This is a genomic window from Leisingera sp. ABM4_101 (assembly GCF_056158725.1).
The window spans coordinates 855,706-882,436 of the sequence record NZ_JBSWTV010000002.1 but is presented as its reverse complement, the minus strand read 5'-3'; the positions used below and the strand labels follow the sequence as shown (position 1 = coordinate 882,436).

At 62.8% G+C, this 26,731-nt stretch carries 28 protein-coding genes; 19 read left to right on the top strand and 9 right to left on the bottom strand.

Annotation, left to right across the window (positions count from 1 at the left end; all coding sequences use genetic code 11):
• The 3 genes from ubiB to ACXAEK_RS05290 all read left to right on the top strand — a co-directional run bounded on the left by ubiB (window position 1) and on the right by ACXAEK_RS05290 (window position 3,532).
• Complete coding sequence (gene ubiB / locus ACXAEK_RS05300) at window positions 1-1,530, top strand: 2-polyprenylphenol 6-hydroxylase (protein ID WP_475040277.1); 1,530 nt, start codon at window positions 1-3, stop codon at window positions 1,528-1,530.
• Window positions 1,531-1,668: 138 nt separating this feature from the next.
• Window positions 1,669-3,174: an ATP-binding protein gene (locus ACXAEK_RS05295; protein ID WP_475040276.1), complete on the top strand. Its 1,506-nt coding sequence runs from the start codon at window positions 1,669-1,671 to the stop codon at window positions 3,172-3,174.
• Window positions 3,143-3,532, top strand: coding sequence for a response regulator (locus ACXAEK_RS05290; RefSeq protein WP_475040275.1), 390 nt, complete (start codon window positions 3,143-3,145; stop codon window positions 3,530-3,532). The genes ACXAEK_RS05295 and ACXAEK_RS05290 overlap by 32 nt, the downstream gene beginning before the upstream one ends.
• 45 nt (window positions 3,533-3,577) lie before the next feature.
• Here ACXAEK_RS05290 and ACXAEK_RS05285 read toward each other — a convergent pair whose 3' ends face one another.
• Complete coding sequence (locus ACXAEK_RS05285) at window positions 3,578-4,753, bottom strand: acetyl-CoA C-acyltransferase family protein (protein ID WP_475040274.1); 1,176 nt, start codon at window positions 4,751-4,753, stop codon at window positions 3,578-3,580.
• A 194-nt stretch (window positions 4,754-4,947) separates the two neighbouring features.
• On the opposite strand from ACXAEK_RS05285, the gene ACXAEK_RS05280 reads away from it, so the two are divergent.
• Window positions 4,948-5,514 (top strand): helix-turn-helix domain-containing protein, encoded by a 567-nt coding sequence (locus tag ACXAEK_RS05280; RefSeq protein WP_039147698.1) that lies wholly within the window; start codon window positions 4,948-4,950, stop codon window positions 5,512-5,514.
• Between the two features lie 530 nt (window positions 5,515-6,044).
• Window positions 6,045-6,251 (top strand): cold-shock protein, encoded by a 207-nt coding sequence (locus ACXAEK_RS05275; protein WP_475040273.1) that lies wholly within the window; start codon window positions 6,045-6,047, stop codon window positions 6,249-6,251.
• A 67-nt stretch (window positions 6,252-6,318) separates the two neighbouring features.
• Here ACXAEK_RS05275 and ACXAEK_RS05270 read toward each other — a convergent pair whose 3' ends face one another.
• Entirely contained in the window at window positions 6,319-6,720 is a 402-nt protein-coding gene (locus ACXAEK_RS05270; RefSeq protein WP_475040272.1) for a VOC family protein, read from the bottom strand.
• A 161-nt stretch (window positions 6,721-6,881) separates the two neighbouring features.
• Between ACXAEK_RS05270 and ACXAEK_RS05265 the strand changes: the two genes are divergently transcribed.
• Entirely contained in the window at window positions 6,882-8,066 is a 1,185-nt protein-coding gene (locus tag ACXAEK_RS05265; RefSeq protein WP_475040271.1) for a glycine C-acetyltransferase, read from the top strand.
• A gap of 17 nt (window positions 8,067-8,083) precedes the next feature.
• Entirely contained in the window at window positions 8,084-9,112 is a 1,029-nt protein-coding gene (tdh, locus tag ACXAEK_RS05260) for an L-threonine 3-dehydrogenase (protein ID WP_475045198.1), read from the top strand.
• Between the two features lie 134 nt (window positions 9,113-9,246).
• Here the strand turns inward: tdh and ACXAEK_RS05255 are convergent, their stop codons facing one another.
• The 3 genes from ACXAEK_RS05255 to ACXAEK_RS05245 all read right to left on the bottom strand — a co-directional run bounded on the left by ACXAEK_RS05255 (window position 9,247) and on the right by ACXAEK_RS05245 (window position 13,027).
• A complete protein-coding gene (locus ACXAEK_RS05255) occupies window positions 9,247-9,975 on the bottom strand; it encodes a metallophosphoesterase family protein (RefSeq protein WP_475040270.1) in 729 nt (242 codons plus the stop codon).
• A 111-nt stretch (window positions 9,976-10,086) separates the two neighbouring features.
• Entirely contained in the window at window positions 10,087-11,682 is a 1,596-nt protein-coding gene (gene serA / locus ACXAEK_RS05250) for a phosphoglycerate dehydrogenase (protein ID WP_475040269.1), read from the bottom strand.
• Between the two features lie 163 nt (window positions 11,683-11,845).
• On the bottom strand, window positions 11,846-13,027 hold the full coding sequence (locus ACXAEK_RS05245; RefSeq protein WP_475040268.1) for a phosphoserine transaminase: 1,182 nt from the start codon (window positions 13,025-13,027) through the stop codon (window positions 11,846-11,848).
• A 279-nt stretch (window positions 13,028-13,306) separates the two neighbouring features.
• Here ACXAEK_RS05245 and serB point away from each other — a divergent pair, with 279 nt between their 5' ends.
• From serB to ACXAEK_RS05225, 4 genes are all read left to right on the top strand, one after another.
• Window positions 13,307-14,182 (top strand): phosphoserine phosphatase SerB, encoded by an 876-nt coding sequence (gene serB, locus ACXAEK_RS05240; protein WP_475040267.1) that lies wholly within the window; start codon window positions 13,307-13,309, stop codon window positions 14,180-14,182.
• A gap of 259 nt (window positions 14,183-14,441) precedes the next feature.
• A complete protein-coding gene (locus ACXAEK_RS05235) occupies window positions 14,442-14,762 on the top strand; it encodes an ArsR/SmtB family transcription factor (RefSeq protein WP_475040266.1) in 321 nt (106 codons plus the stop codon).
• Complete coding sequence (locus tag ACXAEK_RS05230) at window positions 14,759-15,196, top strand: SRPBCC family protein (RefSeq protein WP_475040265.1); 438 nt, start codon at window positions 14,759-14,761, stop codon at window positions 15,194-15,196. Before ACXAEK_RS05235 ends, ACXAEK_RS05230 begins: the two co-directional genes overlap by 4 nt.
• Window positions 15,197-15,230: 34 nt before the next feature.
• Window positions 15,231-15,551 (top strand): YciI family protein, encoded by a 321-nt coding sequence (locus tag ACXAEK_RS05225; RefSeq protein ID WP_475040264.1) that lies wholly within the window; start codon window positions 15,231-15,233, stop codon window positions 15,549-15,551.
• 43 nt (window positions 15,552-15,594) lie between these two features.
• Here ACXAEK_RS05225 and ACXAEK_RS05220 read toward each other — a convergent pair whose 3' ends face one another.
• Complete coding sequence (locus tag ACXAEK_RS05220) at window positions 15,595-16,593, bottom strand: asparaginase (RefSeq protein WP_475040263.1); 999 nt, start codon at window positions 16,591-16,593, stop codon at window positions 15,595-15,597.
• A 193-nt stretch (window positions 16,594-16,786) separates the two neighbouring features.
• On the opposite strand from ACXAEK_RS05220, the gene ACXAEK_RS05215 reads away from it, so the two are divergent.
• The 3 genes from ACXAEK_RS05215 (at window position 16,787) to rlmN (ending at window position 19,110) form a co-directional block, all read left to right on the top strand.
• The gene (locus ACXAEK_RS05215; RefSeq protein WP_475040262.1) at window positions 16,787-17,317 is read left to right on the top strand and encodes an invasion associated locus B family protein; all 531 of its coding nucleotides are present in this window, start codon (window positions 16,787-16,789) and stop codon (window positions 17,315-17,317) included.
• A 101-nt stretch (window positions 17,318-17,418) separates the two neighbouring features.
• Window positions 17,419-17,814: a lysozyme inhibitor LprI family protein gene (locus tag ACXAEK_RS05210; RefSeq protein ID WP_475040261.1), complete on the top strand. Its 396-nt coding sequence runs from the start codon at window positions 17,419-17,421 to the stop codon at window positions 17,812-17,814.
• Window positions 17,815-17,922: 108 nt separating this feature from the next.
• Complete coding sequence (gene rlmN, locus ACXAEK_RS05205) at window positions 17,923-19,110, top strand: dual-specificity RNA methyltransferase RlmN (protein WP_475040260.1); 1,188 nt, start codon at window positions 17,923-17,925, stop codon at window positions 19,108-19,110.
• A 42-nt stretch (window positions 19,111-19,152) separates the two neighbouring features.
• On the opposite strand, the gene ACXAEK_RS05200 is transcribed toward rlmN, so the two are convergent.
• Window positions 19,153-20,394: a type I secretion protein gene (locus ACXAEK_RS05200; RefSeq protein ID WP_475040259.1), complete on the bottom strand. Its 1,242-nt coding sequence runs from the start codon at window positions 20,392-20,394 to the stop codon at window positions 19,153-19,155.
• A gap of 330 nt (window positions 20,395-20,724) precedes the next feature.
• Between ACXAEK_RS05200 and ACXAEK_RS05195 the strand changes: the two genes are divergently transcribed.
• Entirely contained in the window at window positions 20,725-20,934 is a 210-nt protein-coding gene (locus tag ACXAEK_RS05195; protein WP_475040258.1) for a hypothetical protein, read from the top strand.
• Window positions 20,935-20,964: 30 nt separating this feature from the next.
• Here ACXAEK_RS05195 and ACXAEK_RS05190 read toward each other — a convergent pair whose 3' ends face one another.
• Complete coding sequence (locus tag ACXAEK_RS05190) at window positions 20,965-21,813, bottom strand: LOG family protein (protein ID WP_475040257.1); 849 nt, start codon at window positions 21,811-21,813, stop codon at window positions 20,965-20,967.
• A gap of 161 nt (window positions 21,814-21,974) precedes the next feature.
• On the opposite strand from ACXAEK_RS05190, the gene ACXAEK_RS05185 reads away from it, so the two are divergent.
• From ACXAEK_RS05185 to ACXAEK_RS05170, 4 genes are all read left to right on the top strand, one after another.
• Window positions 21,975-22,895, top strand: coding sequence for a threonine/serine dehydratase (locus ACXAEK_RS05185; RefSeq protein WP_475040256.1), 921 nt, complete (start codon window positions 21,975-21,977; stop codon window positions 22,893-22,895).
• Between the two features lie 49 nt (window positions 22,896-22,944).
• Entirely contained in the window at window positions 22,945-23,544 is a 600-nt protein-coding gene (locus ACXAEK_RS05180) for a GntR family transcriptional regulator (protein ID WP_475040255.1), read from the top strand.
• A 118-nt stretch (window positions 23,545-23,662) separates the two neighbouring features.
• A complete protein-coding gene (gene dapD / locus ACXAEK_RS05175; protein WP_475040254.1) occupies window positions 23,663-24,490 on the top strand; it encodes a 2,3,4,5-tetrahydropyridine-2,6-dicarboxylate N-succinyltransferase in 828 nt (275 codons plus the stop codon).
• A gap of 242 nt (window positions 24,491-24,732) precedes the next feature.
• The gene (locus tag ACXAEK_RS05170; protein ID WP_475040253.1) at window positions 24,733-26,100 is read left to right on the top strand and encodes a formimidoylglutamate deiminase; all 1,368 of its coding nucleotides are present in this window, start codon (window positions 24,733-24,735) and stop codon (window positions 26,098-26,100) included.
• Here ACXAEK_RS05170 and ACXAEK_RS05165 read toward each other — a convergent pair.
• A complete protein-coding gene (locus tag ACXAEK_RS05165) occupies window positions 26,097-26,630 on the bottom strand; it encodes a HutD/Ves family protein (RefSeq protein ID WP_475040252.1) in 534 nt (177 codons plus the stop codon). The genes ACXAEK_RS05170 and ACXAEK_RS05165 overlap by 4 nt on opposite strands.
• Window positions 26,631-26,731: the final 101 nt, after the last annotated feature.

Genomic DNA, 26,731 nt, shown 5'->3' with positions numbered 1-26,731 from the left:
ATGCGCGGCCCTCATAATATCCTGCGCCTGATCCGCACAGGCGCCACTTTCGAGCGCACCGGCGCCATGCATTCGGTGCTGGAGGCGTTCGAGGCGCCCAAACCCCTGCGGATGCTGGCCCGGGCCTTAGGCTGGCCGTTCAAATGGCTGGGCTACAAGGGCGATCCGGCGATGCCGCCGGAAACCCGGGCGCTGAACGCGCTGGGGCCGGCCTATATCAAGTTCGGACAGGTGCTTTCGACCCGGCCCGATGTGGTGGGCAAGGATCTGGCCAAGCAGCTGCGCGTCCTGCAGGACAAGCTGCCGCCGTTCTCCCGCGCCGAGGCGCTGGCTGAGGTGGAAAAGGAACTGGGCCGCCCGGCCTCGGAAATCTTCTCGGATTTCAGCGATCCGGTGGCTGCAGCCTCCATCGCGCAGGTCCACCGCGCAACGCTGGCCGAGACCGGCGAGGAGGTCGCCGTCAAAGTGCTGCGCCCCGGCATCGAACGCGCCTTCAACAAAGATGTGGACGCCTTCTATTTCGCCGCCCGCATTGTCGACCTGTTCGCCCCCGCGGCCCGGCGCCTCAAGCCGATGGACGTGATCGAACATTTCGACGGCGTTGTGCAGGGTGAGCTGGACCTGCGGCTGGAAAGCGCCGCGGCTTCGGAATTTGCCGCCAACACCGCCAAAGACGAAGGCTTCCAGCTGCCGGAAATCCGCTGGGCCTATTCCGCCCGCCGGGTGATGACCATGGGCTGGGCCGACGGCATCGCGCTTGGCGACAATGACGCGCTGGATGCGGCAGGCCACGACCGCAAGATCCTGGCCGACCGGGTGCTGTCATTGTTCCTGCGCCACGCGCTGCGCGACGGTTTCTTCCACGCTGATATGCACCAGGGCAACCTCAAGGTGGCAAGCAATGGCGACATCATCGCCTATGACTTCGGCATCATGGGCCACATCGACGAATACACCCGCCGGGTCTACGCCGAGATCCTCTATGGCTTCATCAAGCGCGACTACAAACGCGTGGCCGAGGTGCATTTCGAGGCAGGTTATGTGCCCGCCAACCGCGACGTCGATGAATTCGCCCGCGCCCTGCGCGCGGTGGGGGAGCCGATCTTCGGTATGGACGCCTCGCAGATCTCCATGGGGCGGCTGCTGAATTATCTGTTTGAAGTCACTGAACGTTTCGGCATGGAAACCCGCACCGAGCTGATCCTGCTGCAGCGCACCATGGTGGTGGTCGAGGGGGTCGCGCGTTCGCTCGATCCGCATATCAACATCTGGGAAGCCGCCCGTCCGGTGGTCGAGGATTACATCAAAAAGTCCATCGGCCCGCGCGCTGTGGCCTCCGACCTGCTGGAGACTGCCAAAGTCATGGCCCGCTTCGGTCCCCGCCTGCCCGCATTGGTGGAGCAGGCGCTGATCGCACAAGCCGCACAAAACGGAACCCCTGTCCGCAGCCCGCACAGCTGGGTTGTTCCAGCCGCCCTGGGTGCAGCCGGCGGCGCGGCGCTCTTTGCCGCTATTGCGCTATTGGCTTGAATGATTGCGGCGCTGCGGCAAACGGGCGGTCAGCGCGCGCTATGGCCTGTGGCGGAATTCGACAACACTCCCGCATAGATTGCAGATTTAAGGTGTGACGGAATTGCCCGCCGCCGGAACCCGCGCTAGGCGTTGATGATGCGGTCTTTCTTCTTTCAAAGCCGCCTCAGCCTCCGGCTTGTGGTTGCGTCTCTTATTATCAGCTCCGTGCTGTCGGTCTTCGCAACCGGGCTGCAGCTGTACTTCAGCTACGCGTCGCAAAAGCGCGATGCCGTCGCAGGCCTTCAGCTTGTCGAGGAAACACTGGCAGATCCCCTTTCCAGAGGTCTTTGGGAATTCAACCTGGAGATTGTCCAGGCCATTCTGGAGGGCGTTACCGCCAGCGACTTTATCAAGGCAGTGGCGCTTGATGCACCCACGGGTCATGCATGGCATCTGGGCGAACCGGAGCCAGGACAATACCAGGAAATCTTTCCGCTGATCTACACCGAGCCGCAGGGAACAGCGCATCAGGTAGGTGTGCTGAGGTTTTCTCTCGATTTCAGCACAATAAACCAGCGAATCTGGTCACAGCTATGGACGACCCTGGCATCTAACATTGCCAAGGCTTATCTGGGCGCCCTTGGGCTGCTGCTGCTTTTTCACCTCATGATTGCACGGCATTTGCGTAAAATTGCACATCATATTGATGCTGCAGCCGCCGCACCAGCTCACCATAATCTTCGCCTGCAAAGAAGGGCGCCTGAAAAGCCCGACGAACTGGACAAAATCACCGGTGCGTTCAATGACTATGAAGCACGTATCCTGCATCATCTTGCAGCGCTGGAAACCGAGGTTCACGAGCGCAAACAAGCGGAGAATGCCGCACGGGAAGCCCTGTCCATCCGGACTGCGTTTCTGACCACTGTAAGCCACGAGATCCGCACCCCATTGAATGCAATACTGGGTATCTTGCACCTTATCGAGATCATGCAGGAGAATCCCCCGAAGACACGTCAGCACGCGCGTACTGCACTCGCCGCTGGGCAGAACCTTCTGGAAATGCTGACAAATACGCTGGAAGCTGCCCGCCTGGAGGCGAAGGCAGTTGAGGTCAGGCCGGTCCGGACTGACATGCGGACACTTTCAAACCACTGGCTGGAGACCACACGCGCTGCGGTCCACCGGCGCGGGAAAGGCGATTGTGTCAACGTCACGCTGCACCTGCATAGCAACCTGGCTGAACATTACCTCCTGGATGGGGCACGGCTGTCACAAGTTGTAGGCAACCTGACCGACAATGCCGCGAAATTCACGAGTCACGGGGAAATCGCCATCAGCATCGAACAACGCGGGGAAAACACTTCAGATCAACCGGTATCAATTGCGGTTTCTGTCAGAGACACCGGTATAGGAATTCCGCAAAACACCCGTAAGATGATTTTCGAACGCTTCAGCCAAGTTGACCACGGGCTGAAACGGCAGCATGATGGCAGCGGGCTTGGCCTGGCTATTTCCTCGGAAATTGCGGAGTTGATGGGGGGCTCATTGGATATTCTCGAACACCCCACGAACGGTTTTGCCACAGAGTTTGTGTTTCTGATCCCAACCGAAACAATAGCGGAACAAGCTGATGAACAACCCACGAAAAGTCCTGCTTGTTGAGAACGACGAGTTTACCCGGTACATGATGCGCGAGATCATCGTGGCACTGGGCGTGGATGTGGAGATTGCCGAGGACGGGCAGGAAAGCATCGACATTCTAACCAGCTCACCGAACGAATTCGGTCTGGTTCTCATGGACCTTCACATGCCCCGGGTATCCGGCATCGAGGCCGCACGGCGGATCCGTTCCGCACCGGCTGATCCGCCAAAGGGCGTGCCGATTGTCGCAGTCACAGCTGATGTGAGCTATCACGATGATGCTGTGGTCAAGGATCTGGGCATGAATGGTTTTGCATCCAAGCCCGTCACTCCGGGCCAGTTGCTGAATTTGATCGACCAATACTGTTCAGCCGCCTGAGCCGCCCCGCGTGACGAGCAGGGGACTTCCCCTGCCCCGCTTTTGTTATAGGCGCTCAATCGCTATCGCGATGCCTTGACCGCCACCGATGCACATTGTGATCAACCCCTTTGAGCCGCCGGTCCGTTCCAGTTCATACAGCGTTTTCAAAGTGATAATGGCACCAGTGGCGCCCACCGGGTGGCCCAGCGCGATGGCGCCGCCGTTGGGGTTCACCTTGGCCGGATCCAGCCCCAGCTCCTTGTTGACCGCCAGCGCCTGAGACGCAAAAGCCTCGTTGGATTCGATCACATCGAAATCGCCCGCGGACAGGCCGGTTTTCTCCAGCAGGCTGCGCACGGCAGGCACAGGGCCGATACCCATCACCTCCGGCCTTACCCCGGCATGGGCATAGCCCAGAATCCGTGCCTTGGGTTTCAGCCCGGCCCGTTCTGCCGCGGCTGCCGTGGCCAGCACCATGGCGGCGGCGCCATCGTTAATTCCGCTGGCATTTCCGGCAGTTACCCGGCCGTCCTTCTGGAACACCGCGCGCAGGCCCGCCAGCGCCTCCGGGGTGGTGGCTTTGGGGTGCTCGTCCACTTCGAACGGCACCAGATCGCGCTTCACCTTCACCTCAACTGGCGTGACCTGGGACTTGAAATACCCGGCCTCAATCGCCGCTGCGGCACGGGTCTGGCTGGTGAGGGCAAATGCGTCCATCTGTTCGCGGGTAATGCCGTGCTCATCGGCGACATTCTCTGCTGTCACGCCCATATGGCCGGTGCCGAACGGGCAGTTCAGCGCGCCCAGCATCATGTCGAGCGACTTCACATCGCCCATCTTGGCGCCCCAGCGGCTTTGCTGGAGGATATAGGGGCTGCGCGACATGTTCTCAGCCCCGCCCGCCAGGGCGAACTCTGCGTCGCCAAGGGCAAGCGATTGATAAGCCGAGACAATTGCCTGCACGCCGGAGCCGCAGAGGCGGTTCACATTCATTGCCGGCACCACGTCCGGGACGCCTGCCTGCATCGCCGCAACCCGGCTCAGATACATGTCGCGGGGTTCGGTGTTGATGATGTGGCCGAACACCACATGGCCGATCTGGCCGCCCTCCACCCCGGAGCGTTCAAGTGCTGCCTTGGAGACGGTGGCAGCCAGGTCGATGGGGGCCGTGCCCGCCAAGGCGCCGCCGAAAGTGCCGATGGCGGTGCGGGCGCCGTCCAGGATCACGATGTCGGTCATTGTCTCATTCCTCCTCAGGTCCAGCGCCACTATGCACCCGCAGCATGGGCCTGTCTGCCCGGACGTGCCGTCATTGAAACGCTGCGTCACCACCCGTGCACCGCTTGTACACCCCCTGTGCACCGCCGCGGCGCAGCATCCGCGTTTTGCCAGAGCATTTGACAAATCCGCCCCGCCGGCGCAGAGAATCCGTCATGACGGAAAACACAGACGATATCCTGACCCTGCTGCCCGCCCGCCTGAAGGAGGCGCGCCGCGCCCAGGGCCTGAGCCTGGAGGCGGTGGCGAACCTGTCGGGCGTCAGCCGCTCGATGGTGAGCCAGATCGAGCGCGGCGAAAGCTCCCCCACCATTGCGACGCTGTGGAACCTGACGCGCGCACTGCAGGTGGATTTTGCCGGGCTGCTGGAAGCGGGCGACATGCAGGACCGGATCGAGGTGCTGCGCGCGAGCGACGTGCCCAAGATCGAGAACATGGGCCAGGGCTGCCGCATCCGCATCCTGTCGCCGCCGGAAGAGGCCGGGGGGCATGAGGTCTATGACATCCGTTTCGACCAGGGCGGCGCGCTGGTCAGCCAGCCCCACACCCGCGGCGCGGTGGAGCAGCTGACGGTGCTGGAAGGCGAGATCGCGGTGAGTTCCGGCAATGCCAGGGACCAGCTGCAGGCCGGCGACACCGCCCGCTATGCCGCCGATGTGGCGCATTCGATCACCGCGCCCGAGGGGCCTGCGCGGGTGTTTCTGATCGTGAAGAATGCGTAGCAAGAATTTTGGCCTAAAAGATGTACTGTATGTGTTGATTGGTTCGACGGCATATCTGCCGCTTGTGGTCATAGACTTGCTCGGAATCTTCTCGCCCTTTTGCCTTAGTGAGCCTCTCTTTTATCTCGGTCTCTCATCCACTGCTGTTTTGATCCTCGTTGCAGCAGCATATCTTGCGGTACTTACGTTCCTGCCAGCCATGGCATGAGCGGCGCTTCGAAGGCTGAGAATTTTCCAAGGATAACAGCCGGTTTCCCCCCCTGCTCTTGGGACTGCGCCCCATGCCTGGAGGGCCAGGCCCTTTCATGAAATTCGGAAACGGCATCCATCGGCAGGAAATCCCCACCTTGTGCCTTTTATGCACATTCCCCTTGAACAACTCGGGGGTCCGGCCCATATGTGGACCGCTAACGTTATTCTTGTCGATCCACTGTCTCCCGTTTACCGGCGCTTTCAGTCTCTCGATCCAGACCGACTACGCCAGGCTGCCGCACTTCCGCGGGCAGCAAAAACTCTAGGAGACTACGGATATGGCCACCGGCACCGTAAAATGGTTCAACACCACCAAAGGCTACGGCTTCATCGCGCCCGAGGGCGGCAGCAAAGATGTGTTCGTGCACATTTCCGCTGTTGAGCGTTCCGGCCTGACCGGCCTGGCAGACAACCAGAAAGTCACCTTCGACATCGAGCCCGGCCGTGACGGCCGCGAGTTGGCGGTGAACCTGGAACTGGTGTAAGCCAGACAGCTTTGCTGATTGGAAGCGCGGCTCCCGAAAGGGGGCCGCGTTTTCTTTTGGGCCGGCGTCAGCCCTTGTTCTTCTCATCCCAGAGCTTCGGCTCCCACAGCTCCACCTTGTTGCCTTCCGGGTCCATGATCCAGGCGAAGGGGCCGTTCTCATGGGTGTCCGGGCCTTTCAGGATGGCAATATCTGCGTCCGTGAGCTGTGCGATCATCCCGTCCATATCGTCGATCCGGTAGTTGATCATGAAACCGGCGGTGCTGGGGGCAAACCAGGTGCCGTCCGCATCGGCAGTGCTCCAGACGGTGAGGCCGCCGTCCTCTGCGGTGTCGTCCTGCCAGTTCAGGACTGCGCCGCCGAATTCCTGCAGGTCCAGCCCCAGATGGTCGCTGTACCACTTTGCCAGCGCCCTGGCATCGCCGCGTGCCTTGATGAATACCCCGCCAATTCCTGTGACTCCGGCCATCCCGTGCCCTCCCTGATGCAGGGGCAGATAGTCCGGTTTGGCGGATTTTCACCTGCCGCATCCAGTTTGACGGATTTTTTTCCGCAATGATGAAATCCTGTATTCCGGAAACACATCCGCTATGCTAGACACGCGACTCGAGACACCAAGGGAGTTTGCGCATGTCCACTGCTTTTCTGACCGACATCTCCAACACGCTGGCCCAGATCGAGGGCGAGGGGCTGTACAAGCGCGAGCGAATGATCACCTCCCCGCAGGGGGGCGAGATCACGGTTGGCGGGCGCGAGGTGATCAACCTGTGCGCCAACAACTATCTGGGTCTGGCGGACCACCCGGCGCTGATCCAGGCGGCCAAGGACGCGATGGAGCCGAAGGGGTTCGGCATGGCGTCGGTGCGCTTCATCTGCGGCACCCAGGACATTCACCGGGAGCTGGAGCAAAGGCTGGCCAAGTTCCTGGGCAAGGATGACGCGATCCTGTTTGCGGCCTGTTTCGACGCCAACGGCGGTTTGTTCGAGCCGCTCTTGGGGCCGGAGGATGCGATCATCTCCGACAGCCTGAACCATGCCTCGATCATCGACGGCATCCGGCTGTGCAAGGCCAAGCGCTACCGCTACCTGAACAGCGATATGAACGATCTCGAGGCCTGGCTGAAACAGGCCCGCGAGGATGGCGCGCGGCATATCATGATCGCCACCGACGGCGTGTTCTCGATGGACGGCTATCTGGCCAAGCTGCCGGAAATCCGGGCGCTGGCGGACAAATACGATGCGGTTGTGATGGTGGATGACTGCCACGCCACCGGGTTCATGGGGGCGACGGGGGCTGGCACGCCGGAGCACTTCGGAGTGGACGTGGATATCGTCACCGGGACATTGGGCAAAGCACTTGGGGGGGCCATCGGCGGTTATATCGCCGGGCCGCAGCCAGTGATCGACCTGCTGCGGCAGCGGGCGCGGCCCTATTTGTTCTCCAATTCGCTGCCGCCATCGATTGTTGCTGCCGGGCTGGAGGCGATCCGGCTGGTGGAAGAAGGGGACGGGCTGCGGGCGCAGCTGTTCGAGAATGCACAATACTGGCGCGCGGGGCTGGAAGGCTTGGGCTTTGACCTGCTGCCGGGTGAGCATCCAATCATCCCGGTGATGCTGGGCGAGGCGCAGCTGGCGCAGGATATGGCAGCGCGGCTGTTTGACGAGGGCGTCTATGTCTCCGGCTTCTTTTTCCCGGTGGTGCCGCGCGGCCAGGCGCGGATCCGGACGCAGATGAATGCGGCGCTCACCAAGGAAGAGCTGGACCGCGCGCTGGCGGCATTCGGCAAGGTTGGCAAGGAACTGGGAGTGATCTGATGAGCCGTCCGAACACGATGAAGGCGCTGGAGAAAAGCCATCCCAAGGAAGGCCTGTGGATGGTGCAGGCGCCGGTGCCGGAGATCGGCCCCGACGAGGTGCTGATCAAGGTCAGGAAGACCGGTATCTGCGGCACTGACATCCACATCTGGAACTGGGACGAATGGGCGTCCCACACCGTGCCGGTGCCGATGATCACCGGCCATGAGTTTGCCGGCGAGATTGTCGAGATCGGCCGCAATGTGGAGGATCTGCAGGTCGGCCAGCGCTGCTCCGGCGAGGGGCATCTGATCAAGACCAACTCGCGCCAGAGCCGGGCCGGCAAGTTCCATCTGGACCCGGGCACCCGCGGCATCGGGGTGAATGAGCAGGGCGCCTTTGCCCAGTATCTGAAACTGCCGGCCTTCAACGTGGTGCCGCTGCCGGAGGATATCCCGGATGAGATTGGCGCCATTCTCGACCCGCTGGGCAACGCGGTGCATACGGCGCTGAGCTTTGACCTGTTGGGCGAGGATGTGCTGATCACTGGCGCCGGGCCCATTGGCATCATGGCGGCGGCGGTGGCGAAACATGCCGGCGCGCGGCATGTGGTGATCACCGACATCAACCCGGACCGGCTGGCGCTGGCGGAACATGTGGTGCCGGCGGTGCGCGCGGTGAACGTGGCGCAGGAAGACCTGCAGGATGTGGTGCACGAGTTGGGCCTGAAACAAGGGTTTGACGTCGGGCTGGAGATGTCCGGCAATCAGGCGGCGCTGGACCAGATGGTAGAGGCGCTGGTGATGGGCGGCAAGATTGCCCTGCTGGGCATTCCGCCGGGCAAATCGCCGGTGGATTGGAGCCGCATCGTGTTCAAGGCGATCACCATCAAGGGGGTCTACGGGCGCGAGATGTTCGAGACCTGGTACAAGATGATTGCGATGCTTCAGAACGGGCTGGATGTGAGCCGGGTGATCACCCACCGGTTCGGTGTTGATGAGTTCGCCGAAGGCTTTGCCGCGATGAAATCAGGCTCCAGCGGCAAGGTGGTGCTGGACTGGACGTAAAGCCACGTTAAGGGGGCTTTGCCCCCTCGCGCCTTCCGGCTGGGCTTCGCCCGTTCGGGTCTGAAATGATCCCCCGGATCATTTCCGGGACGACCCTCACCCCCAGAGTATTTCCAGAAAGATGAACAGGCGGATCAGAGTTCTAGCGGCACCCTGCCCGCTTCGGTCAGCAGCCAGCAATCGCGGCCTTCGAACACCGCCGCGGTGAGCGGGCGGCCGTAGCCGGCGCCGCTGTCGAGGTTGATGCGGTTGCCATAGTGGCTGGGCTTGTCCACGGGCGTATGGCCATGCACGATCAGCTTCGGATGCGCGCCGGTGTGATCGTGGAACGGCTGCCGGATCCAGACCAGGTCATTCTCATGCTGCTGGGCAAGTGGCACTCCGGGACGTATCCCGGCGTGCACAAAGGCGAGCTCCGGCGTCTCGTGCATTGCCGGAAGACTGCGCAGGAATTCGGCGTGCGGCGCCGGAATCACTTGCTTGGCCCTGGCGTGCAAATCGTCGAGCCGGGTGCGGTCTTCGAAGGTCAGGCCGTAGCTGGCCAGGGTCTCAACCCCGCCGATCCGCTCATGCAGCCAGTGGTAGCCGATCAGCAAGTGCGGGTCATGGCGGGGCGTGTCCTCCATGAACCATTCAAACATGCGGTCGTGGTTGCCCTTGAGGCAGATCCAGTTGCGGCCCTCGGACTGGCCCTGCATCAGCCGTTCGATCACGCCGCGGCTGTCCGGGCCGCGGTCGGTATAATCGCCGAGGAAGACAATGCGGGCGTCCGCGCCGCCGTCGGCCTCGATCCGCTGCAGCGCGTCTTCGAGCATGGCGAGCTGGCCGTGGATGTCGCCGATGGCGTAGATAGGGCTGGTCATATCAGGATCCTTTGCCGGGAAGGCAGCGCAAGTGAAGAAAACGCCGCCCTTATAGACGGGCGGCGTTTCCGATTGAACCATTTACATGTTCAGCGCTTGACCCGGCCGCACTCAGGCGACGTCGAACTCCAGCGGCTTGATCTGGTTGAACAGGCCGGTTTCCGCCAGCTGGGCGCGGGCCTCGGCCGGGACCGGCTCATCCACGTAGAGCAGCGCGATGGCTTCGCCGCCGGCCTCGGACCGGCCCAGAGTGAAGTTGGCGATATTGACGCCGTGGCCGCCCAAGGTATGGCCAAGGGTGCCGATGATGCCGGGCACGTCCTCGTTGGTGGTATAGAGCATATGAGCGCCCACATCCGCCTCAATGTTGATGCCTTTGATCTGGATAAACCGCGGCTTGCCGTCGGAGAACACCGTGCCCGCAACCGAGCGTTCGCGCTTGGACGTCACCGCGGTCACCTTGATGTAGCCGTCAAAGGAGCCGGATTTGTCCTGGTTGGTGGTGGAGATCTGAACGCCGCGCTCCTTGGCGACCACAGGTGCGGAGACCAGGTTCACCTCCGGGTTGGAGCGTTTCATGATGCCGGCAACAACCGCGCAGTTCAGCGCGTCCAGGTTCATGCCTGCGGCGACACCGTCGTAGAGGATGTTGATCGCCTTGATCGGCTCATCGGTCATCTGGCCCACAAAGCTGCCCAGGTGGTCGGCCAGCTTGATCCAGGGGCCCATGACCTTGGCTTCCTCAGCCGTGACGCTGGGCATGTTGAGCGCGTTTTCAACCGCGCCGGTCAAGAGGTAGTTGGACATCTGCTCGGCCACCTGCAGGGCGACGTTTTCCTGCGCCTCGGTGGTGGCGGCGCCCAGGTGCGGGGTGCAGACCACGTTCGGCAGGCCGAAGAGGGCGTTTTCCTTGGCCGGCTCAACCGAGAAGACGTCAAAGGCGGCGCCTGCCACATGGCCGGAGGTCAGCAGTTCCGCCAGCGCGCCCTCGTCCACCAGGCCGCCGCGGGCGCAGTTGATGATACGCACACCCTTCTTGGTCTTTTCCAGGTTCTCCTTGGACAGGATGTTGCGGGTCTGGTCGGTCAGTGGCACATGCAGGGTGATGAAGTCGGCACGCGCCAAGAGCTCGTCCAGTTCGACCTTTTCGACACCCATCTTGTCGGCCTTATCGGTGCTGAGGAAGGGATCATAAGCAATCACCTTCATCTTGAGGCCGCGGGCACGGTCGCAGACGATGCCGCCGATATTGCCGGCGCCAATCACGCCCAGGGTCTTGCTGGTCAGCTCGACGCCCATGAACTTGGACTTTTCCCATTTGCCGTCATGGGTGGAGGCGGAGGCCTCCGGCAGCTGGCGGGCAACCGCGAACATCATCGCAATCGCGTGTTCGGCGGTGGTGATCATGTTGCCGAAGGGGGTGTTCATCACAATGACGCCGCGCTTGGAGGCGGCTTCCTTGTCGATGTTGTCGGTGCCGATGCCGGCCCGGCCGATCACCTTGAGGTTTTCGGCATTCTCGAGGATCTTTTCCGTCACTTTGGTGGCGGAGCGGATGGCGAGGCCGTCATACTGGCCGATGATTTCGGCCAGCTTGTCCTTATCCTTGCCCACGTCGGGCAGGAAATCGACGTCGATGCCGCGGTCGCGGAAGATCTGGACGGCGGCCTCGGACAGTTTGTCGGAGATGAGTACTTTGGGAGCCATGGGTTTGGTCCTTTATGCGGGATGCCTGCAATAGGCACGGGAGAGGGTTCCGGCCGGCTCGTATGAGCCGCATAGGGCAGATCGCGGCCGCGGGTGGGTGCAAAGCGCCCGCCCTAGGAGGCGGCCAGGCGCTGCCCGGCGTGCCGCCGGGCGGGACGTTTGATCAGGCCGCTTCAGTCTGGGCGGCGATCTCGGCCTCAAAGGCCCATTTGATCCAGGGCATCAGCGCTGCCACGTCGGCGGCCTCCACCGTGCCGCCGCACCAGATGCGCAGGCCCGGAGGCGCGTCGCGGTAGGCGCCGATGTCATAGGCCACGCCTTCGTTTTCGAGGCGTTTGGCCACGGCCTTGGCAAAACCGGCACCGTCCTGAATGCGTTCGTCGGTGAACTTGAGGCAGACAGAGGTGTTGGAGCGGTTTTCCGGCTGTTCGGCCAGGAAGGCGAGCCAGGGGTTATCCTGCACAAAAGACTGCACCGCGGCCAGGTTGGCGTAGGCGCGTTCGCGCAGGCCTTCCATGCCGCCGATCGAGCGGGCCCAATCGAGTGCCAGCAGATAGTCCTCCACCGCCAGCATCGAGGGCGTGTTGATGGTGGCACCCTGAAAAATGCCGTCGATCAGCTTGCCGCCCTTGGTCAGACGGAAGATCTTGGGCAGCGGCCAGGCGGGGGTGTAGCTTTCCAGCCGTTCGACCGCGCGGGGGCTGAGGATAATCATGCCGTGGGCCGCCTCGCCGCCCAGCACCTTCTGCCAGGAGAAGGTGGTCACATCCAGCTTGTCCCAGGGCAGGTGCTGGGCAAAGGCCGCGGAGGTGGCGTCGCAGATGGTCAGCCCTTCACGGTCGGCCGGGATCCAGTTGCCGTTGGGGACGCGCACGCCGGAGGTGGTGCCGTTCCAGGTGAAGACGACATCGTTGGAGAAATCAACAGTGCCGAGGTCAACGATCTGGCCGTAATCGGCGGTCTTGACGGTGGCGTCCAGCTTGAGCTGTTTCACAACGTCGGTGACCCAGCCGGAACCGAAGCTTTCCCAGGCCAGCATCTCAACCCCGCGGGCGCCGAGGAGGTTCCACATCGCCATTTCCACCGCACCGGTGTCGGAGGCGGGCACGATGCCGATCTTGTAGTCCGCCGGGATGCCCAGAATCTCGCGGGTGCCTTCGATCGCGGCCTTCAGGCGCTCCTTGCCCACGGCAGCCCGGTGCGAACGGCCCAGCGGCGCACCGGCCAGTTTGGCAACATCAAAGACAGGAGGTTTGGCGCAAGGCCCCGAGGAGAAACGCGGATTGGCCGGCCGCGTGTTAGGTTCGCGCACGGAAACGTGCGACGCCGGTTGTTCAATAGCCATCAATGCTACCCTTCCAGATAAGCGCCCCTCGTTGGGGAGGGGTGTCCCGCCATCAGAGCTAGGCCGCTGCAGCGCGGCATGCAACCGGAAACTTGGAAAAATACGGCCAATGGAACGCTTTTTGCGACACATTTTTCCACCATCGGAAACAGCCGGTGCAAAATGAGGGCAAGCGGCCTGCCTTATAATGGCCGCTGTTTTTGACGGCTTCCGCCAGGCTGGCCGATCCGGGGACGGGCCGCTATGACAAAGGGAATCCAATTGGAACGGAGCCCGCCGATGTTTGCTGCCACCCTGCTTTGCAACCCTGCCCGCCCGGTGCTGGAGCCTGCGCTGATCGAATCGCTGCGCAATGCCTGGGGCGGTGGCGAGGCGGATTGGCTGGCCCTGGGTGTGGCGGCCGAGTTCCGGCTGGAGCAGATGCCGGAAAACCGCTGGCAGGTCTGGAATGACCTGCAGCAGATGGGCGTGGATCTGGTTATTCAGCCCGCTGAGGGACGGAAGAAGAAAATGCTGCTGGCTGACATGGACTCGACCATGATCCAGCAGGAATGCATCGACGAGCTGGCCGAGGAAGCAGGCGTGGGCGCGCGGGTCAAGGAGATCACCGCGCGGGCGATGAACGGCGAGCTGGATTTCGAGGGCGCGCTGACCGAGCGGGTCGGGCTGCTGAAGGGCCTGCCTGAGACGGTGATTGCCAAGGTGCTGGCCGAGCGCATTACCTTGATGCCCGGCGGTAGACAGCTGCTGGCGACGATGAAGGCGGAGGGCGCCTATGCGGCGCTGGTCTCCGGCGGGTTCACGGCCTTCACCGCGCAGGTGGCGGCGGAACTGGGCTTTGACGAAAACCGTGCCAATACGCTGCTGGTTGAGGATGGCAGGCTGACTGGCGAGGCGGCGCGGCCGATCCTGGGCCGCGAGGCCAAGGTCGAGGCGCTGGAGCAGATCACCGCCCGGCTGGGCATCAGCGAGGCGGAGGTGATGGCGGTGGGCGACGGCGCCAATGATCTGGGCATGCTGAAGCGTGCGGGCGCCGGGGTTGCCCTGCATGCCAAACCCTCTGTTGCGGCGGAATGCGATATCCGCATCAACCACGGCGATCTGACCGCGCTGCTTTATATCCAAGGATATGCGCAGGGCGAATTCAAAGGCTGAGCCTTTCGCAAACAAGCACAGGGCGCCCTCCCGCGCCCGCAGGTGCGGCTGCTGGCGCAGCCACCCCTTGGCGGCCTTGGGCCAGGCTCAGCGCCAGAGGCGCTGAGCCTGGCCCAACGGGAGGAGGTCTGTTCGCAGAACAGGCCGGCGACGGGCGGGAGCACATCTGAGGTCTGCGGCATCTGAGGCCTGCGGCCGGGGCCGGCCGTGCTGGCACTTTTTCCTTTTCATAATTAACAAATGCGTTAATAATCATGCCATGACCCCGCTTCTGAAATCCTTTGCCGCCCTGTCGGATGAAACCCGCATGTCGATCGTAGATCAGCTGATCAGCCAGGGCGAGCTGCCGGCGGGCGAACTCGCCCCGGGGGCGGGCATCTCGGCGCCGGCGATCTCGCGCCATCTGAAGGTGCTGCGCGAGGCCGGGCTGGTCAGCCAGCGGGCCGATGGCACCAGGCGGCTCTACTCCGCCCGGCCGGAGGGGCTGCGGATGATTGCGGATTGGACCCAATCCCGCAAAACCTTCTGGGAGGGCAGTCTGGACCGGCTGGAAGCAGCCCTGATGGAGGACGAGGGATGAGCGGCCTGCAACTGCAACGGATCTTTCCGGTCAGTCCTGAGACGCTGTTTGACTGGGTGACCACACCGGACAAGCTGCTGAAATGGTGGGGGCCTGAGGGCGTCCGGATCCCGGAGCATGATCTGGATTTCAGCCGCACCGGGCCCTGGTATTCAGTCATGCAGAACAGCGACGGGCAGCGGTTCCATGTGTCCGGCCATGTGACCCATGTGGATGCGCCGAAATCGGTCGGCTTCACCTGGGCCTGGCACGGCGAGGACGGCCGCCGCGGCGCTGAGAGCCATGTGACCTTTACCATTGCCGCCGCCGGGGACGGGGCGGTGCTGCTAATCGACCACCGGGATCTGGGCGATGATGAGATCGCCGCCAACCATGAGCGGGGCTGGACCTCCACCCTGCGCAAGCTGGAGGCGTTGCTCCGCCAGGCCACTTGAACCACCAACCCGCAGCAACCAAGGGAGAAGACCAATGCCACAGTTCATTTTTGCGTACCACGGCGGCAAAACCCCGGAGAGCGAGGAGGAAGGCGCCAAGGTCATGGAAGCCTGGAAGAACTGGATGGGGTCGATGGGAGAGGCCCTGAAAATCCCCGGCGCGCCGGTGGGGATGTCAAAGACCGTCAGCAGCGGCGGCGTGGCGGATAACGGCGGTGCCAACCCAATCTCGGGCTACACGGTGGTGGAAGCCGCCGACCAGGATGCCGCCTGTGAAATGGCCAAGGGCTGCCCGATGGTGGTGGACGGCAGCGGCTCGGTCGAGGTGGCCGAAATCATCGAGATGGATATGTAACGCTGATGCCCCGGTCCAGGACCGGGGCATCTTGCTTCAGGCTTCAGAACAGCAGTTCAGCTGCGGGGCGGATCGAACCGCATTCCAGGCCGCGGCGGCTGTAGAGCATCTTGTTCATGTATTTTCGGGTCTCCGGGTGGTCTGCCTCCAGCACGCCAAGGCTGACCAGCAGTGCCGCAATGGCGCATTCGCTGGCACGGGTGGTGCCATCGGCGATCTTGAGCGCGACACCCAGCTTCTGCTCCGGCAGGATGGCGATGAACACGGCCTCAGCACCGGTCTTGATTGCCACTTTGCCGCCCATTGCGCGCATCAGGTTGGTGCAGCAGCGGGTTTCGCCGGCCACCAGTTCGGGATGCGCAGTCATTGCTGCAACCAGCTGCTGCGCCGCCTCTGACGGGCGGTCGGAGCGGTCTGCGGCACTGGCGAACCAGGCCATCGACCGGGCCAGCCCGGTGACGGTGGTGGCAAAGTTCGGGGCCGAGCAGCCGTCGATGCCATAGCCGGGGCTGTCCTGGCCGGTGGTTTCCTCAAACGCTGCAAGGCAGGCCTGCTGCACCGGGTGGCTGACGTCGATGTATTCGGCGCCACCGCCCAGGTACTGGTTCAGGGTCAGGAAGCCCGCGTGCTTACCGGAACAGTTGTTGTGCACCTGGCAGGGGCTGTTGTCGGTCTTGATCAGCTCATTTCGGGCCGGGATGTCATCCGGCAGCTGCGGGCCGCAACGGAAGTCGTCATCACCAAGCCCCAGCTGATCGAGCCACGCATTGACCCGGTCCGTGTGGATATGGGCGCCGTTGTGGGAAGCGCAGGCCAGCGCCAGCTGTTCGGAGGTGAGGCCATAGCGCGCGGCAGCGCCGGAGGTGATCAGCGGCAGCGCCTGGATCATCTTGGCGGAGCTGCGCGGATAGATCACCGCGTCCGGGTCGCCCCAGCTGCGCACCACCTGGCCGCTGCCGTCGCAGATAACGGCATGGCCCAGGTGCAGGCTCTCCAGGATCGGGCCGCGCCAGACTTCGGCCATGGGCACAGGTTTCGCCATGATGTCTCCCCTCATGTTTCCGTGCGGTTTTTCTGGGCGAAAACCTGCCAAAACGCACTTTCGCCCGTGGTGCTAGTTACGTTAGTGTGCTTGTGTAGCGCAAGCGAGGGGATCGGGACCAGACGGCGGTTGAACGCTGCGGGCCCTTTGCTTGGATTTGAGGTAAAAAAGAACAGTCTTGGAGTCGGGACAAATGGCATTGAAACTCGCCCGCGTGGCTGCGGGCCTGTGTCTGGCAGCATTGGCAACCACCGCAATTGCGCAGGAAACGTCGAACAACCGGGTTGCGGCCAAGGTGGACTGGAGCGTCTTTGAAGGCGACAACCCGGCGGAATGCTGGGGTGTGTCTGCCCCCAAGGAGACCGTGAACACCCGCGACGGCCGGGTGGTGGCAGTGCGCCGCAGCGAGATCCAGCTGTTTGTCACCTTCCGCAGCAGCGATGCGCCCAAGGGCGAGGTGAGCTTTACCGGCGGTTATCCCTTTGCACCCGGATCCACGGTGAACATGGCGATCGGCGAGTCCGAGTTTGAACTGTTCACCGAAGGCGAATGGGCCTGGCCGGCAACTCCGGCGGATGATGCCAAGATCGTGACCGCGATGAAACGGGGCGCAAATGCCGTGCTGACGGCCCGTTCCGCCCGCGGCACCCAGACCAAGGACACCTTTTCGCTGCTCGGCTTCACCGCGGCTGTGGAAGACGCTGAAAAGCGCTGCAGCAAGTAGCGCCTGCTGTAATGGGAATTTGGCAAAGCCCCGGTCTTTGACCGGGGTTTTCTTGTTTGAATCCCGCAAGGCGCGTAGCATGGGAGGCGGAGGTGCCTGCCATGCTGAACTCTGCCAGTCTCCCGCTCACTTACCTTACGATTGTTTTGTTCGCTCAACCTGTCATTGCCAACCCGGCCTTGGAGTGCGGCGAGGGCAGCCAGGAGGAAATCGGCTCCTGCGTGGCTGAGGACGAAGAAGGCGTGGAGGCGGCGCTGTTCAATGCATTGGAAGCTGCCATGGTGACGGCGGCGGAACGCGACAACAAGAGTGGCGGCACAGCTGCGGAGGCCGCGCTGATGGAGAGCCAGACCGCGTGGGAGGTCTTCCGGACGGCCCATTGCAGCTATATCGGGATCGCGCATCCGTCGCCTGAAAACGCCGGCATAGCCACCCGCGCCTGCTGGACGGAATTGGGGCGGAAACGGGTGGACGAGCTGGTACGCCTCAGCAAATAGACGGTATCCGCCCGCCAGCTTGCTATCTGTTTCCGCGGATTCCTTTTGATCTCCGTTCGAAATCCTATATAGAGCCGCATCCGCCCACCATCACCCGAGGCTTCAGCCATGACCGCCAGCGCGCCGATCACCCAGGACGTAATGACCCTGCCCCGCAAGGAGCCCGAGGGCGGCAAGATCAATCTTGTCGGCCTGACCCGCGAGCGGATGCGCGAGGTGCTGATTGAGCACGGCACGCCGGAGAAGCAGGCCAAGATGCGGGTCGGCCAGATCTGGCAGTGGATCTATCAGTGGGGCAAACGCGACTTTGGTGACATGACCAACCTGGCCAAGGCCTACCGCGCGCAGCTGGCAGAGGCGTTTGAAATCCGCATCCCCGAGGTGGTAAGCAAGCAGGTCTCGACCGACGGCACCCGCAAGTATCTGGTACGGATCAATGGCGGCCATGAGGTCGAGGTGGTCTATATCCCCGAGGACGACCGCGGCACCCTGTGCATCTCCAGCCAGGTCGGCTGCACCCTGACCTGCTCCTTCTGCCACACCGGCACCCAGAAGCTGGTGCGCAACCTGACCCCGGCGGAAATCGTCGGCCAGGTGATGATGGCGCGCGACGACCTGGAGGAATGGCCCACGCCGGGTGCGCCCAAGGAAGAGACGCGCTTGCTGTCGAACATCGTGCTGATGGGCATGGGTGAGCCGCTTTATAATTTCGACAATGTGCGCGACGCGATGAAGATTGCGATGGACCCGGAGGGCATCTCGCTGTCGCGCCGCCGGATCACGCTGTCGACCTCCGGCGTGGTGCCGGAGATTGCCCGCACGGCTGAGGAAATCGGCTGCCTCCTGGCGATTTCCTTCCATGCCACCACCAACGAGACCCGCGACGTGCTGGTGCCGATCAACAAGCGCTGGAACATCGACGAGCTGTTGCAGGCGCTGGCGGATTACCCCAAGGCGTCGAACTCCGAGCGGATCACCTTTGAATACGTGATGCTGGACGGGGTGAACGACACCGATGAGGACGCGCACCGGCTGATCGAGCATATCAAGCGCTACAACATTCCGGCTAAGATCAACCTGATCCCGTTCAACGAATGGCCGGGCAGCCCTTACAAGCGGTCCTCCAACAACCGGATCCGGGCGTTTGCCAATATTGTCTATCAGGCCGGCTATGCCTCGCCGATCCGCAAGACCCGCGGCGATGACATCATGGCGGCCTGCGGCCAGCTGAAATCCGCGACCGAGCGTGCGCGCAAGAGCCGCAAACAGATCGAGGCCGAAGCCGGGATGAAGTAACCCGGCTCCGGCCTCTGTGCGGCAGGGTCCCCGGCTGCCGTATCAGGTGAACAGGAAGTGGTCCTCGGTGAGCGTTCCGGTGTATCCGGCCAGCTCAATCTCATGGCTGTTAAAGTAGCTGATGAAGGTGCTGCCGTCCGAGCGGGTGATGGACAGGTCGCTGAAGTCGCCGATAGAGGTGCCGGAAAACTCAATCCGGTCATTGCCCCTGCCGAAATCTGTTATGACCTCTTCTTCCCAGTAATCGGCTGACACGAACACGAAAACATCGGCACGCTTGCCGCCAGTCAAATCATCGGAACCCTCGCCGCCGATCAGAAGGTCCTTGCCACCGCCGCCGTTCAGACTGTCGTCGCCCTGCCCGCCGTACAGCGTATCCCGTCCGCCGTTGCCGTTCAAAACGTCCGCCTCGCGGAATTCGCCGGAGTAGTCGGTTTCATCGCGGCCGCCAATCAGCACATCTGACCCTCTGCCGCCGGACAGAGTGTCCTCGCCGTAATTGCCTATCAGCCTGTCGGCACCGCCGCCGCCAAACAGACGGTCATCTGCCTCGCGTCCGATGACGGTATCCTGCCCGCCTTTGGCATAGATCCTGGTTTCCTCCCCAGTGGCCAGCACCGTTTCTGAACGGCTGCTGGCCTTGATCACAACGGTGCCGCCAGAATTGACATAGGCATCCCATCCCGCGGTCCCGTCAGCCCCGCCATAGAGATGCGACAAGGCTTGCACGTCAAAAGTGCCCAGCTCCGTGGTGTTGGTCCAAGAGAAATTGTAGGTCATCACGGTATGCGCCTGGTTATCCAGATGCTCGGCCAGCGTCGGGTCGCCGTCATGCGGATGCTTCAGGCCGACGGCGTGGCCAATTTCATGCAGAACCGTTTCGTAGCCATAGGTTCCCGGGGCCATGCTGCTGCCTTCGATCGCCAGCTCGCCCTGGCTGGTGGAATAACCGGTGGCCCACGCCAGGTCCGCCCATCCTGCAGCGCTGCCGCCGTCATATCCAAAGACATTGATCATCGCCGGGCCGCTGGTTTCAACAAATACCAGCCCCGAGGCCTCCTCAAACTCCGCCAGGGCCTGGCGGAAATATCCGCGCTGAGCGGCGTCGAAAGACCAATACGTATGGGCGCCATATGGATCGTCGCCGGGATCCCCAAGATCACCGCTGCCGACAAAGCTATATGTCACCACAGTTTGGGTGCCGAGATCCGCAAGGCTGTTCCAGCGAAGGCTGCTGTTCGAGGTATATGCCAAAAGAGCCGTATAATCTGAAACTTCCGACATCTGCCGTCTCCATAATGCGCGTTCTGATAAGACTATGTTTGCAATTGTGGCCAAGTTTGGCCCGCTTCTGGCCTATTGCCGAGCAAAGAAAAAGAAATCGCCTTTAACGGCAAGTTACTGCCCGCAAACCGCCGAATGAAGTCCGGTTTCCCGCCGGTTCCCCTGCCTCAGGGCATCTGACTGGGGAACGGATTCGCGATGTGGCCCGGCTGCAACATCAAGGCGGGCATGCCGGGCTGCCGCAATCTTTCCACAGTGCGGCTCGAATTCCGCCGCGGACGGCAAACAGTTTCCAGATTACGGACAATCAACATTCAGAAGGAATCACACATGGCTCCGATGGAACGAAAGACTGCCCCGCTAGACCCCAGCGTTCTGGAACTGATCCGCAACGAACGGGACAAGGCCCTGAGTCCCCGGGAATGGAAATTCCGCCTGCGCGGCTACGGCTATTCGGTGAAGACAGTGGAAGGAGCCCAGATCCTGACCCGTCTGACCACTGGCGACGAAGTCGGCATGCTGCCGCCGGAATTTGCCTAACCCCGGCCGCAGCACATTCATGGCTGCGGCCTAGCGCTCGCGTCCGGGCAGGCTGTCCCGCGGCGGTGCGGGTTCCCAATTGTCGATGATCTCCACAGCCTCCTGCGCGGTATCGACAACGCGGAACAGGTCAAGGTCCTGATCCGAAATAGTGCCAGCATCAGCCAGCGCCTCCCAGTTGACGATCCTGTCCCAGAAATCCTTGCCGAACAGCAGGAACGGCACGCGCTCCATGCGTCCGGTCTGAATGAGCGTCAGGCTTTCAAACAGCTCATCCAGGGTGCCAAAGCCGCCCGGGAACACTGTGATCGCCCGCGCCCGCATCAGAAAGTGCATCTTGCGGATCGCGAAGTAGTGGAAGTTGAAACTCAGATCCGGTGTTACATATCCATTGGGCGCCTGCTCATGCGGCAGCACAATGGAGAGACCGATGGAATGGCCGCCCGCGTCCTGCGCCCCGCGGTTGCCTGCCTCCATCACGCCCGGGCCGCCGCCGGTCACCACCACATTGTGGCGCCCGCCGCTCTCCTTGGACTTTTCCGTCATCAGCCGGGCAAATTCACGCGCTTCATCGTAGAAATGCGACAGATCCGCCAGCGTCTGGGTGCGCGCCTTATCCTTATGCGCAGGATCCGGGATCCGCGCACCGCCGAACATCACAATTGTGCTTTCGATGCCATGCTCATTCAGCATCAGCTCCGGCTTCAGCAGCTCCAGCTGCAGCCGCACCGGGCGCAATTCCTCGCGGCACAAAAACTCCTCATCTGCGAAAGCCAGCCGGTAGGCGGGCGCCTGGGTCTGCGGTGTGGCGGGCACATGTTCAGCCCTGTTCCGATCTGAGTGAGCGTCGCGGAAACGGCTGTGGCGGTCTTCGGTCATGTAAAATTCCAGCAATAAACAACAGGACTCTCTTTGTAGCCGTCCCGGAGCGTTAGCGCCAATCAAGAATGCAGGACCGCGCCGCAACTCTTGCACCCGTATGGCTTGCACATGCCTGCCCTGCGGCTTAGGTCCAGCGCAGCAGGCAGGGAGGAATGCGCATGGATTGGCAAGACGGCATCAGGGCAGCGGCAGACCGCATCCGCCCCTATGTGCAGCGGACTCCGGTGATGCAGGTGCAGGGCTTCGGGCTGGGTTTCCCGGTGGAGCTGAAGCTAGAGCACATGCAGCACACCGGCAGCTTCAAGGCCCGCGGCGCCTTCAACACGCTTTTGAGCCAGACGGTTCCGGCGGCAGGCCTGGTGGCCGCCTCGGGCGGCAATCACGGTGCCGCCGCGGCCTATGCCGCGCATCAGCTGGGGCACAAGGCGCGGATCTATGTGCCCGAAATGGCGGGCCCCGCTAAGATCGCCCTCATTGAGCGCACCGGCGCCGATCTGCAGGTGGTGCCCGGCGCCTATGCCAACGCGCTGGAGCAGGCCAAGGCCTATGAAGCGGAGACCGGCGCCATGCAGGTCCACGCCTATGACGCCCCGGCCACCGTGGCAGGCCAGGGCACATGCTTTGCCGAGTGGCAGGATCAGGGGCTGGAGGCCGATACCCTGCTGATCGCCGTCGGCGGCGGCGGGCTGATCGGCGGCGCGATGGCCTGGTTCCAGGGTGCGAAGAAAATCGTTGCGGTGGAGCCGGAAACCTCCTGTGCGCTGCATACCGCGTTTGAGGCCGGCCAGCCGGTGGATGTGGAGGTCTCCGGCGTTGCTGCCAATGCGCTTGGCGCCAAACGGATCGGCAGCATCTGCTTTGAACTCGCCTCGGAGCAAGGGCTGGCGTCTGTGACCGTCCCGGACAGCGCCATCACCCAGGCCCAGACCGCGCTGTGGCGCGAGCGGCGGATCCTGGCTGAGCCTGCAGGGGCCACAGCCCTGGCCGCGCTGATGTGCGGTGCCTACCGGCCAGAGCCGGACGAACGTGTGGCGGTGCTGATCTGCGGCGGCAATATTGCCCCGGACCCCCTTGGGTAACCCTCGATAATTCTTGCGGGGCGCCCCCCGCCCCGCTATCGCCAAAGGCATGTCCGCAACCATCGCAGATACAATTTACCAGGCGTTGAGTGAGCGCATCATCACCGGCAGCCTGCCTGCCGGCGAGAAGCTGCGCCAAGACCATATCGCGCGGGAATTTCAAGCCAGCCACGTGCCAGTGCGCGAGGCCCTGCTGCGGCTGGAGGCCCACGGTCTCGCCAAATCCGAACCCCGGCGCGGCACCCGTGTTTGCGCCCTGGACCCTTCCGAGATCCGCGAGGTGATCGAGATGCGGGTGGCGCTGGAGGTGCTGGCCCTGACCCATGCCTTTGCCCGGCTGACCGATGCGGATATCGCGGCCGCGGAAGAGGCCCGGCTTGCCTGCGACGCTGCAGAGGATATGGCCGCCTGGGAGCGGTTGAACCGCGCCTTCCATCAGGTGATCCTGGCGCCTTGCGCGATGCCGCGGCTCTTGGCCTCGATCGACGATCTGCACATCGCCGCCGCCCGGCATTTGTTTGCCAACTGGCAGCATCAATGGACCCGCCGGGTTGATACGGACCACGCCGCAATCGTCCAGGCAATGGCGCGCCGCGACCCTGCCGCAGCCTGCGAAATCCTGCGCCGCCACTTGCGCCGGGTGCGCTGAGGCAGGGCAACCCGGCAAAACGCCGTCAGGGGCGGCAATTTGGACGCAATCCGGACATGACCTGCAGGCAGATTGCCGCTATGTAACCCCGAATCTAACCGATGCCGGAGGAACACCCATGTCCAACGCCCAGCTGGAAGCAGCAATCGAAGCCGCCTGGGAGGCGCGCGACACCATCACCCCCGCCACCACCGGCGAGCAGCGTGAAGCCATCGAAGACACCCTGAACGCGCTTGATTCAGGCAAGCTGCGGGTGGCCGAAAAGCTGGACAGCGGCGACTGGCACGTGAACCAGTGGGCCAAGAAAGCGGTGCTCCTGGGCTTCCGCATCAAGGACATGGAAATCCACGAAGGCGGCCCCCAGGCCGGCGGCTGGTGGGACAAGGTCGACAGCAAGTTCAACGGCTGGGGCGAAGAGCAGTGGAAATCCGCAGGCTTCCGCGCGGTGCCGAACTGCGTTGTCCGCAAATCCGCCTATATCGCGCCCGGCGCGGTGCTGATGCCCTCTTTCGTGAACCTCGGCGCCTATGTCGATGAGGGCACCATGGTCGACACCTGGGCCACCGTCGGCTCCTGCGCCCAGATCGGCAAGAACGTGCACCTGTCCGGCGGTGTCGGCATCGGCGGCGTGCTGGAGCCGATGCAGGCCGGCCCCACCATCATCGAGGACAACTGCTTCATCGGCGCCCGCTCCGAGGTGGTCGAAGGCTGCATCGTGCGCGAAGGCTCGGTTCTGGGCATGGGCGTGTTCATCGGCAAGTCGACCAAGATCGTCGACCGCGAGACCGGCGAAGTGATGTACGGCGAAGTGCCGCCTTACTCTGTGGTTGTGGCAGGCTCCATGCCGTCCAAGAACAACATCAGCCTCTACTGTGCGGTGATCGTGAAGCGCGTGGATGAGAAGACCCGCTCCAAGACCGGCATCAACGAGCTGCTGCGCGACTGATCTGCGCTGCAATGCTGGACAACAAGGACGCGCCCCACCCGGGCGCGTTTTTTATTGGGGCTTTGCCCCAAACCCCAGGATATTTTGAGCAAGAGGAAGAAACAGGGTTTCGCTGTTCCTCTTGCCCCAAATATCCCGGGGTGAGGCCGCCAGGCCGAGGGGCAGCGCCCCTTCTCTTCAAAACTCTTGCTGCGTATTAAACCTGCCGCTATTGGTATTATACCTAGACATAAGAGGGTCAGATGCAGACAATATTTGCCCAGCGCGCGCGCCTGCCCGAAGGATGGGCCGGGAATCTCCGCCTGACTGTGAAAGAGGGCCGGATCATGTCGCTGGAAAGCGGCGCCCAGCCGCAAGCCGGGGATGTGCGGGCGGACGTGCTGCTGCCGTCGCTTGGCAACCTGCATTCCCACAGCTTCCAGCGCGCCATGGCCGGGATGACCGAGTACCGCGCCGCGGGCAAGGACAGCTTCTGGACCTGGCGCGAGCTGATGTACCGCTTCATGGACCGCATCACTCCGGAGCAGTATGAGGCTATCGCCGCACTTGTGTTCATGGAGATGCTGGAGGCCGGCTATGCCTCGGTGGGGGAATTCCATTATGTGCACCACCAGCCGGGCGGAGCGCATTTCAACTCCTTGACCGAACTCAGCGAACGGGTGTTTGCGGCAGCCGCCCAGACCGGTATCGGTCTCACCCATCTGCCAGTGCTTTACACATACGGCGGAGCTGGAAAACAGGCTCTGAATGGGGGGCAGCAGCGGTTTGGCAATTCGGTTTCCGAGTTCTCCGAACTGGTCGCGCGCGCCCGGGAGATTGCAGCGCGGGATCTGCCGCAGGACGCCTGCGTCGGCATTGCGCCGCATTCACTGCGCGCCACCTGCCCCGGGGACCTGGCAGAGGTGCTGCAGGTTCAGAACGGGCTGCCGGTGCATATCCATATTTCTGAACAGCCCAAGGAAGTGGCCGATATCAGCGATTGGCTGGGTGCGCGGCCGGTGGAGTGGCTGCTGGACAACGCAGCAGTCGACGGCAAATGGTGCCTGATCCACGCCACCCATATGACCAGCGCCGAGACTATTGGCATGGCCCGCTCAGGCGCTGTGGCGGGCCTGTGTCCGATCACCGAAGCGAACCTCGGCGACGGGCCATTCAACGGGGTGGAATACCTGGCGCAGGGCGGCGCTTTTGGGGTTGGATCAAACTCTAATGTGCGGATTTCGCTGCCCGAGGAGCTGCGCACGCTGGAGTATTCCCAGCGGCTGCGCGATCTGGCGCGCAATGTTCTGGTGCCCGGCGAAGGCTCGGTGGGCGAGACGCTGTACATGGGCGCAGCCAAGGGCAGCGCGCAGGCCCTGGGACGCGATGCCGGGCGGATCGAGGAAGGTGCACTGGCAGATCTGGTGGCGATTGACAGCAGCGTGCCGGCCCTTTGTGCGCTGAAGCCGGAACAGATGCTGGACGGGCTGTGCTTTGCGGCAGGCGGCGACACCGTGACCGATGTCTGGAGTGCAGGGCGCCACGTGGTGCAGCAGGGCCGCCACATCGCCCGCGACAGCGTGGTTGCGGGTTACAGAACGGCAATCAAAGACCTGCTTAACAGTCTCTAAACAGGATGAAACCGCACGTGAATGACAGCGCCGCCTTTGGCAACCTCGCCGCTGGCGGCGGCTTCCGTTGCGAGCCCTTCTCCGGGGCCGAACCGGTCTTTTTCACTGAATTCCAACGTGCCTGATACAACAAAGAAGGCTTGGCTGCCTGCAGTGCCGGTCACCTGCCCCTCGCTCAGAACCTTGATCTCTGCTGACACAAGCTCTGGATCATAGATCACGTTGAAGGCCTTGCAGGCTCCGGCGCGCAGGCGGCAGTCCAGCTCCATGCCGCCGTCAAACGCCAGCGGCTCCAGCGGGCGCGCCTCCAGGCGGGATCCCGCGCTGGAAAGAACGTGACCTGCTCCCTCAACGATGCAATGGATGCGGGACAGGCCGGGAAAGGCGGAGAACGGACCGCTCCGCCCTATGTCTGCAAGGCTGATGCGCCAGATCAACTGACCGTCTTCCCCTTGCGTGGCCAGCTCGCGGGTCTCGCCGCCACCGTTTTTCCACGGCACCGGAGGGGAAGTGTGAGCGGAGAAGCGCATCGGTGTGTCCTCTTGAGTCAAAGAATAAGCCTAGACATAATATTGAAGCCCTAACCGCCGCAAGAGCCGCCCGCAGCAAATGGATTGACCATCCCCCTGCC

Excerpts from the sequence above, each read along its gene's own strand:
- ACXAEK_RS05180 (WP_475040255.1), top strand. The coding sequence starts at position 22,945 with ATGTCCGCAACCATCGCAGATACAATTTACCAGGCGTTGAGTGAGCGC.
- tdh (WP_475045198.1), top strand. The coding sequence starts at position 8,084 with ATGAAGGCGCTGGAGAAAAGCCATCCCAAGGAAGGCCTGTGGATGGTG.
- ACXAEK_RS05245 (WP_475040268.1), bottom strand. The coding sequence starts at position 13,027 with ATGGCTATTGAACAACCGGCGTCGCACGTTTCCGTGCGCGAACCTAAC.
- serB (WP_475040267.1), top strand. The coding sequence starts at position 13,307 with ATGTTTGCTGCCACCCTGCTTTGCAACCCTGCCCGCCCGGTGCTGGAG.
- ACXAEK_RS05235 (WP_475040266.1), top strand. The coding sequence starts at position 14,442 with ATGACCCCGCTTCTGAAATCCTTTGCCGCCCTGTCGGATGAAACCCGC.
- ACXAEK_RS05165 (WP_475040252.1), bottom strand. The coding sequence starts at position 26,630 with ATGCGCTTCTCCGCTCACACTTCCCCTCCGGTGCCGTGGAAAAACGGT.
- ACXAEK_RS05185 (WP_475040256.1), top strand. The coding sequence starts at position 21,975 with ATGGATTGGCAAGACGGCATCAGGGCAGCGGCAGACCGCATCCGCCCC.
- ACXAEK_RS05285 (WP_475040274.1), bottom strand. The coding sequence starts at position 4,753 with ATGACCGACATCGTGATCCTGGACGGCGCCCGCACCGCCATCGGCACT.
- serA (WP_475040269.1), bottom strand. The coding sequence starts at position 11,682 with ATGGCTCCCAAAGTACTCATCTCCGACAAACTGTCCGAGGCCGCCGTC.
- dapD (WP_475040254.1), top strand. The coding sequence starts at position 23,663 with ATGTCCAACGCCCAGCTGGAAGCAGCAATCGAAGCCGCCTGGGAGGCG.
- ACXAEK_RS05280 (WP_039147698.1), top strand. The coding sequence starts at position 4,948 with ATGACGGAAAACACAGACGATATCCTGACCCTGCTGCCCGCCCGCCTG.
- rlmN (WP_475040260.1), top strand. The coding sequence starts at position 17,923 with ATGACCGCCAGCGCGCCGATCACCCAGGACGTAATGACCCTGCCCCGC.
- ACXAEK_RS05195 (WP_475040258.1), top strand. The coding sequence starts at position 20,725 with ATGGCTCCGATGGAACGAAAGACTGCCCCGCTAGACCCCAGCGTTCTG.
- ACXAEK_RS05220 (WP_475040263.1), bottom strand. The coding sequence starts at position 16,593 with ATGGCGAAACCTGTGCCCATGGCCGAAGTCTGGCGCGGCCCGATCCTG.
- ACXAEK_RS05290 (WP_475040275.1), top strand. The coding sequence starts at position 3,143 with ATGAACAACCCACGAAAAGTCCTGCTTGTTGAGAACGACGAGTTTACC.
- ACXAEK_RS05295 (WP_475040276.1), top strand. The coding sequence starts at position 1,669 with ATGCGGTCTTTCTTCTTTCAAAGCCGCCTCAGCCTCCGGCTTGTGGTT.
- ACXAEK_RS05225 (WP_475040264.1), top strand. The coding sequence starts at position 15,231 with ATGCCACAGTTCATTTTTGCGTACCACGGCGGCAAAACCCCGGAGAGC.
- ACXAEK_RS05230 (WP_475040265.1), top strand. The coding sequence starts at position 14,759 with ATGAGCGGCCTGCAACTGCAACGGATCTTTCCGGTCAGTCCTGAGACG.
- ACXAEK_RS05210 (WP_475040261.1), top strand. The coding sequence starts at position 17,419 with ATGCTGAACTCTGCCAGTCTCCCGCTCACTTACCTTACGATTGTTTTG.
- ACXAEK_RS05200 (WP_475040259.1), bottom strand. The coding sequence starts at position 20,394 with ATGTCGGAAGTTTCAGATTATACGGCTCTTTTGGCATATACCTCGAAC.
- ACXAEK_RS05265 (WP_475040271.1), top strand. The coding sequence starts at position 6,882 with ATGTCCACTGCTTTTCTGACCGACATCTCCAACACGCTGGCCCAGATC.
- ACXAEK_RS05170 (WP_475040253.1), top strand. The coding sequence starts at position 24,733 with ATGCAGACAATATTTGCCCAGCGCGCGCGCCTGCCCGAAGGATGGGCC.
- ACXAEK_RS05270 (WP_475040272.1), bottom strand. The coding sequence starts at position 6,720 with ATGGCCGGAGTCACAGGAATTGGCGGGGTATTCATCAAGGCACGCGGC.
- ACXAEK_RS05275 (WP_475040273.1), top strand. The coding sequence starts at position 6,045 with ATGGCCACCGGCACCGTAAAATGGTTCAACACCACCAAAGGCTACGGC.
- ACXAEK_RS05215 (WP_475040262.1), top strand. The coding sequence starts at position 16,787 with ATGGCATTGAAACTCGCCCGCGTGGCTGCGGGCCTGTGTCTGGCAGCA.
- ACXAEK_RS05255 (WP_475040270.1), bottom strand. The coding sequence starts at position 9,975 with ATGACCAGCCCTATCTACGCCATCGGCGACATCCACGGCCAGCTCGCC.
- ACXAEK_RS05190 (WP_475040257.1), bottom strand. The coding sequence starts at position 21,813 with ATGACCGAAGACCGCCACAGCCGTTTCCGCGACGCTCACTCAGATCGG.
- ubiB (WP_475040277.1), top strand. The coding sequence starts at position 1 with ATGCGCGGCCCTCATAATATCCTGCGCCTGATCCGCACAGGCGCCACT.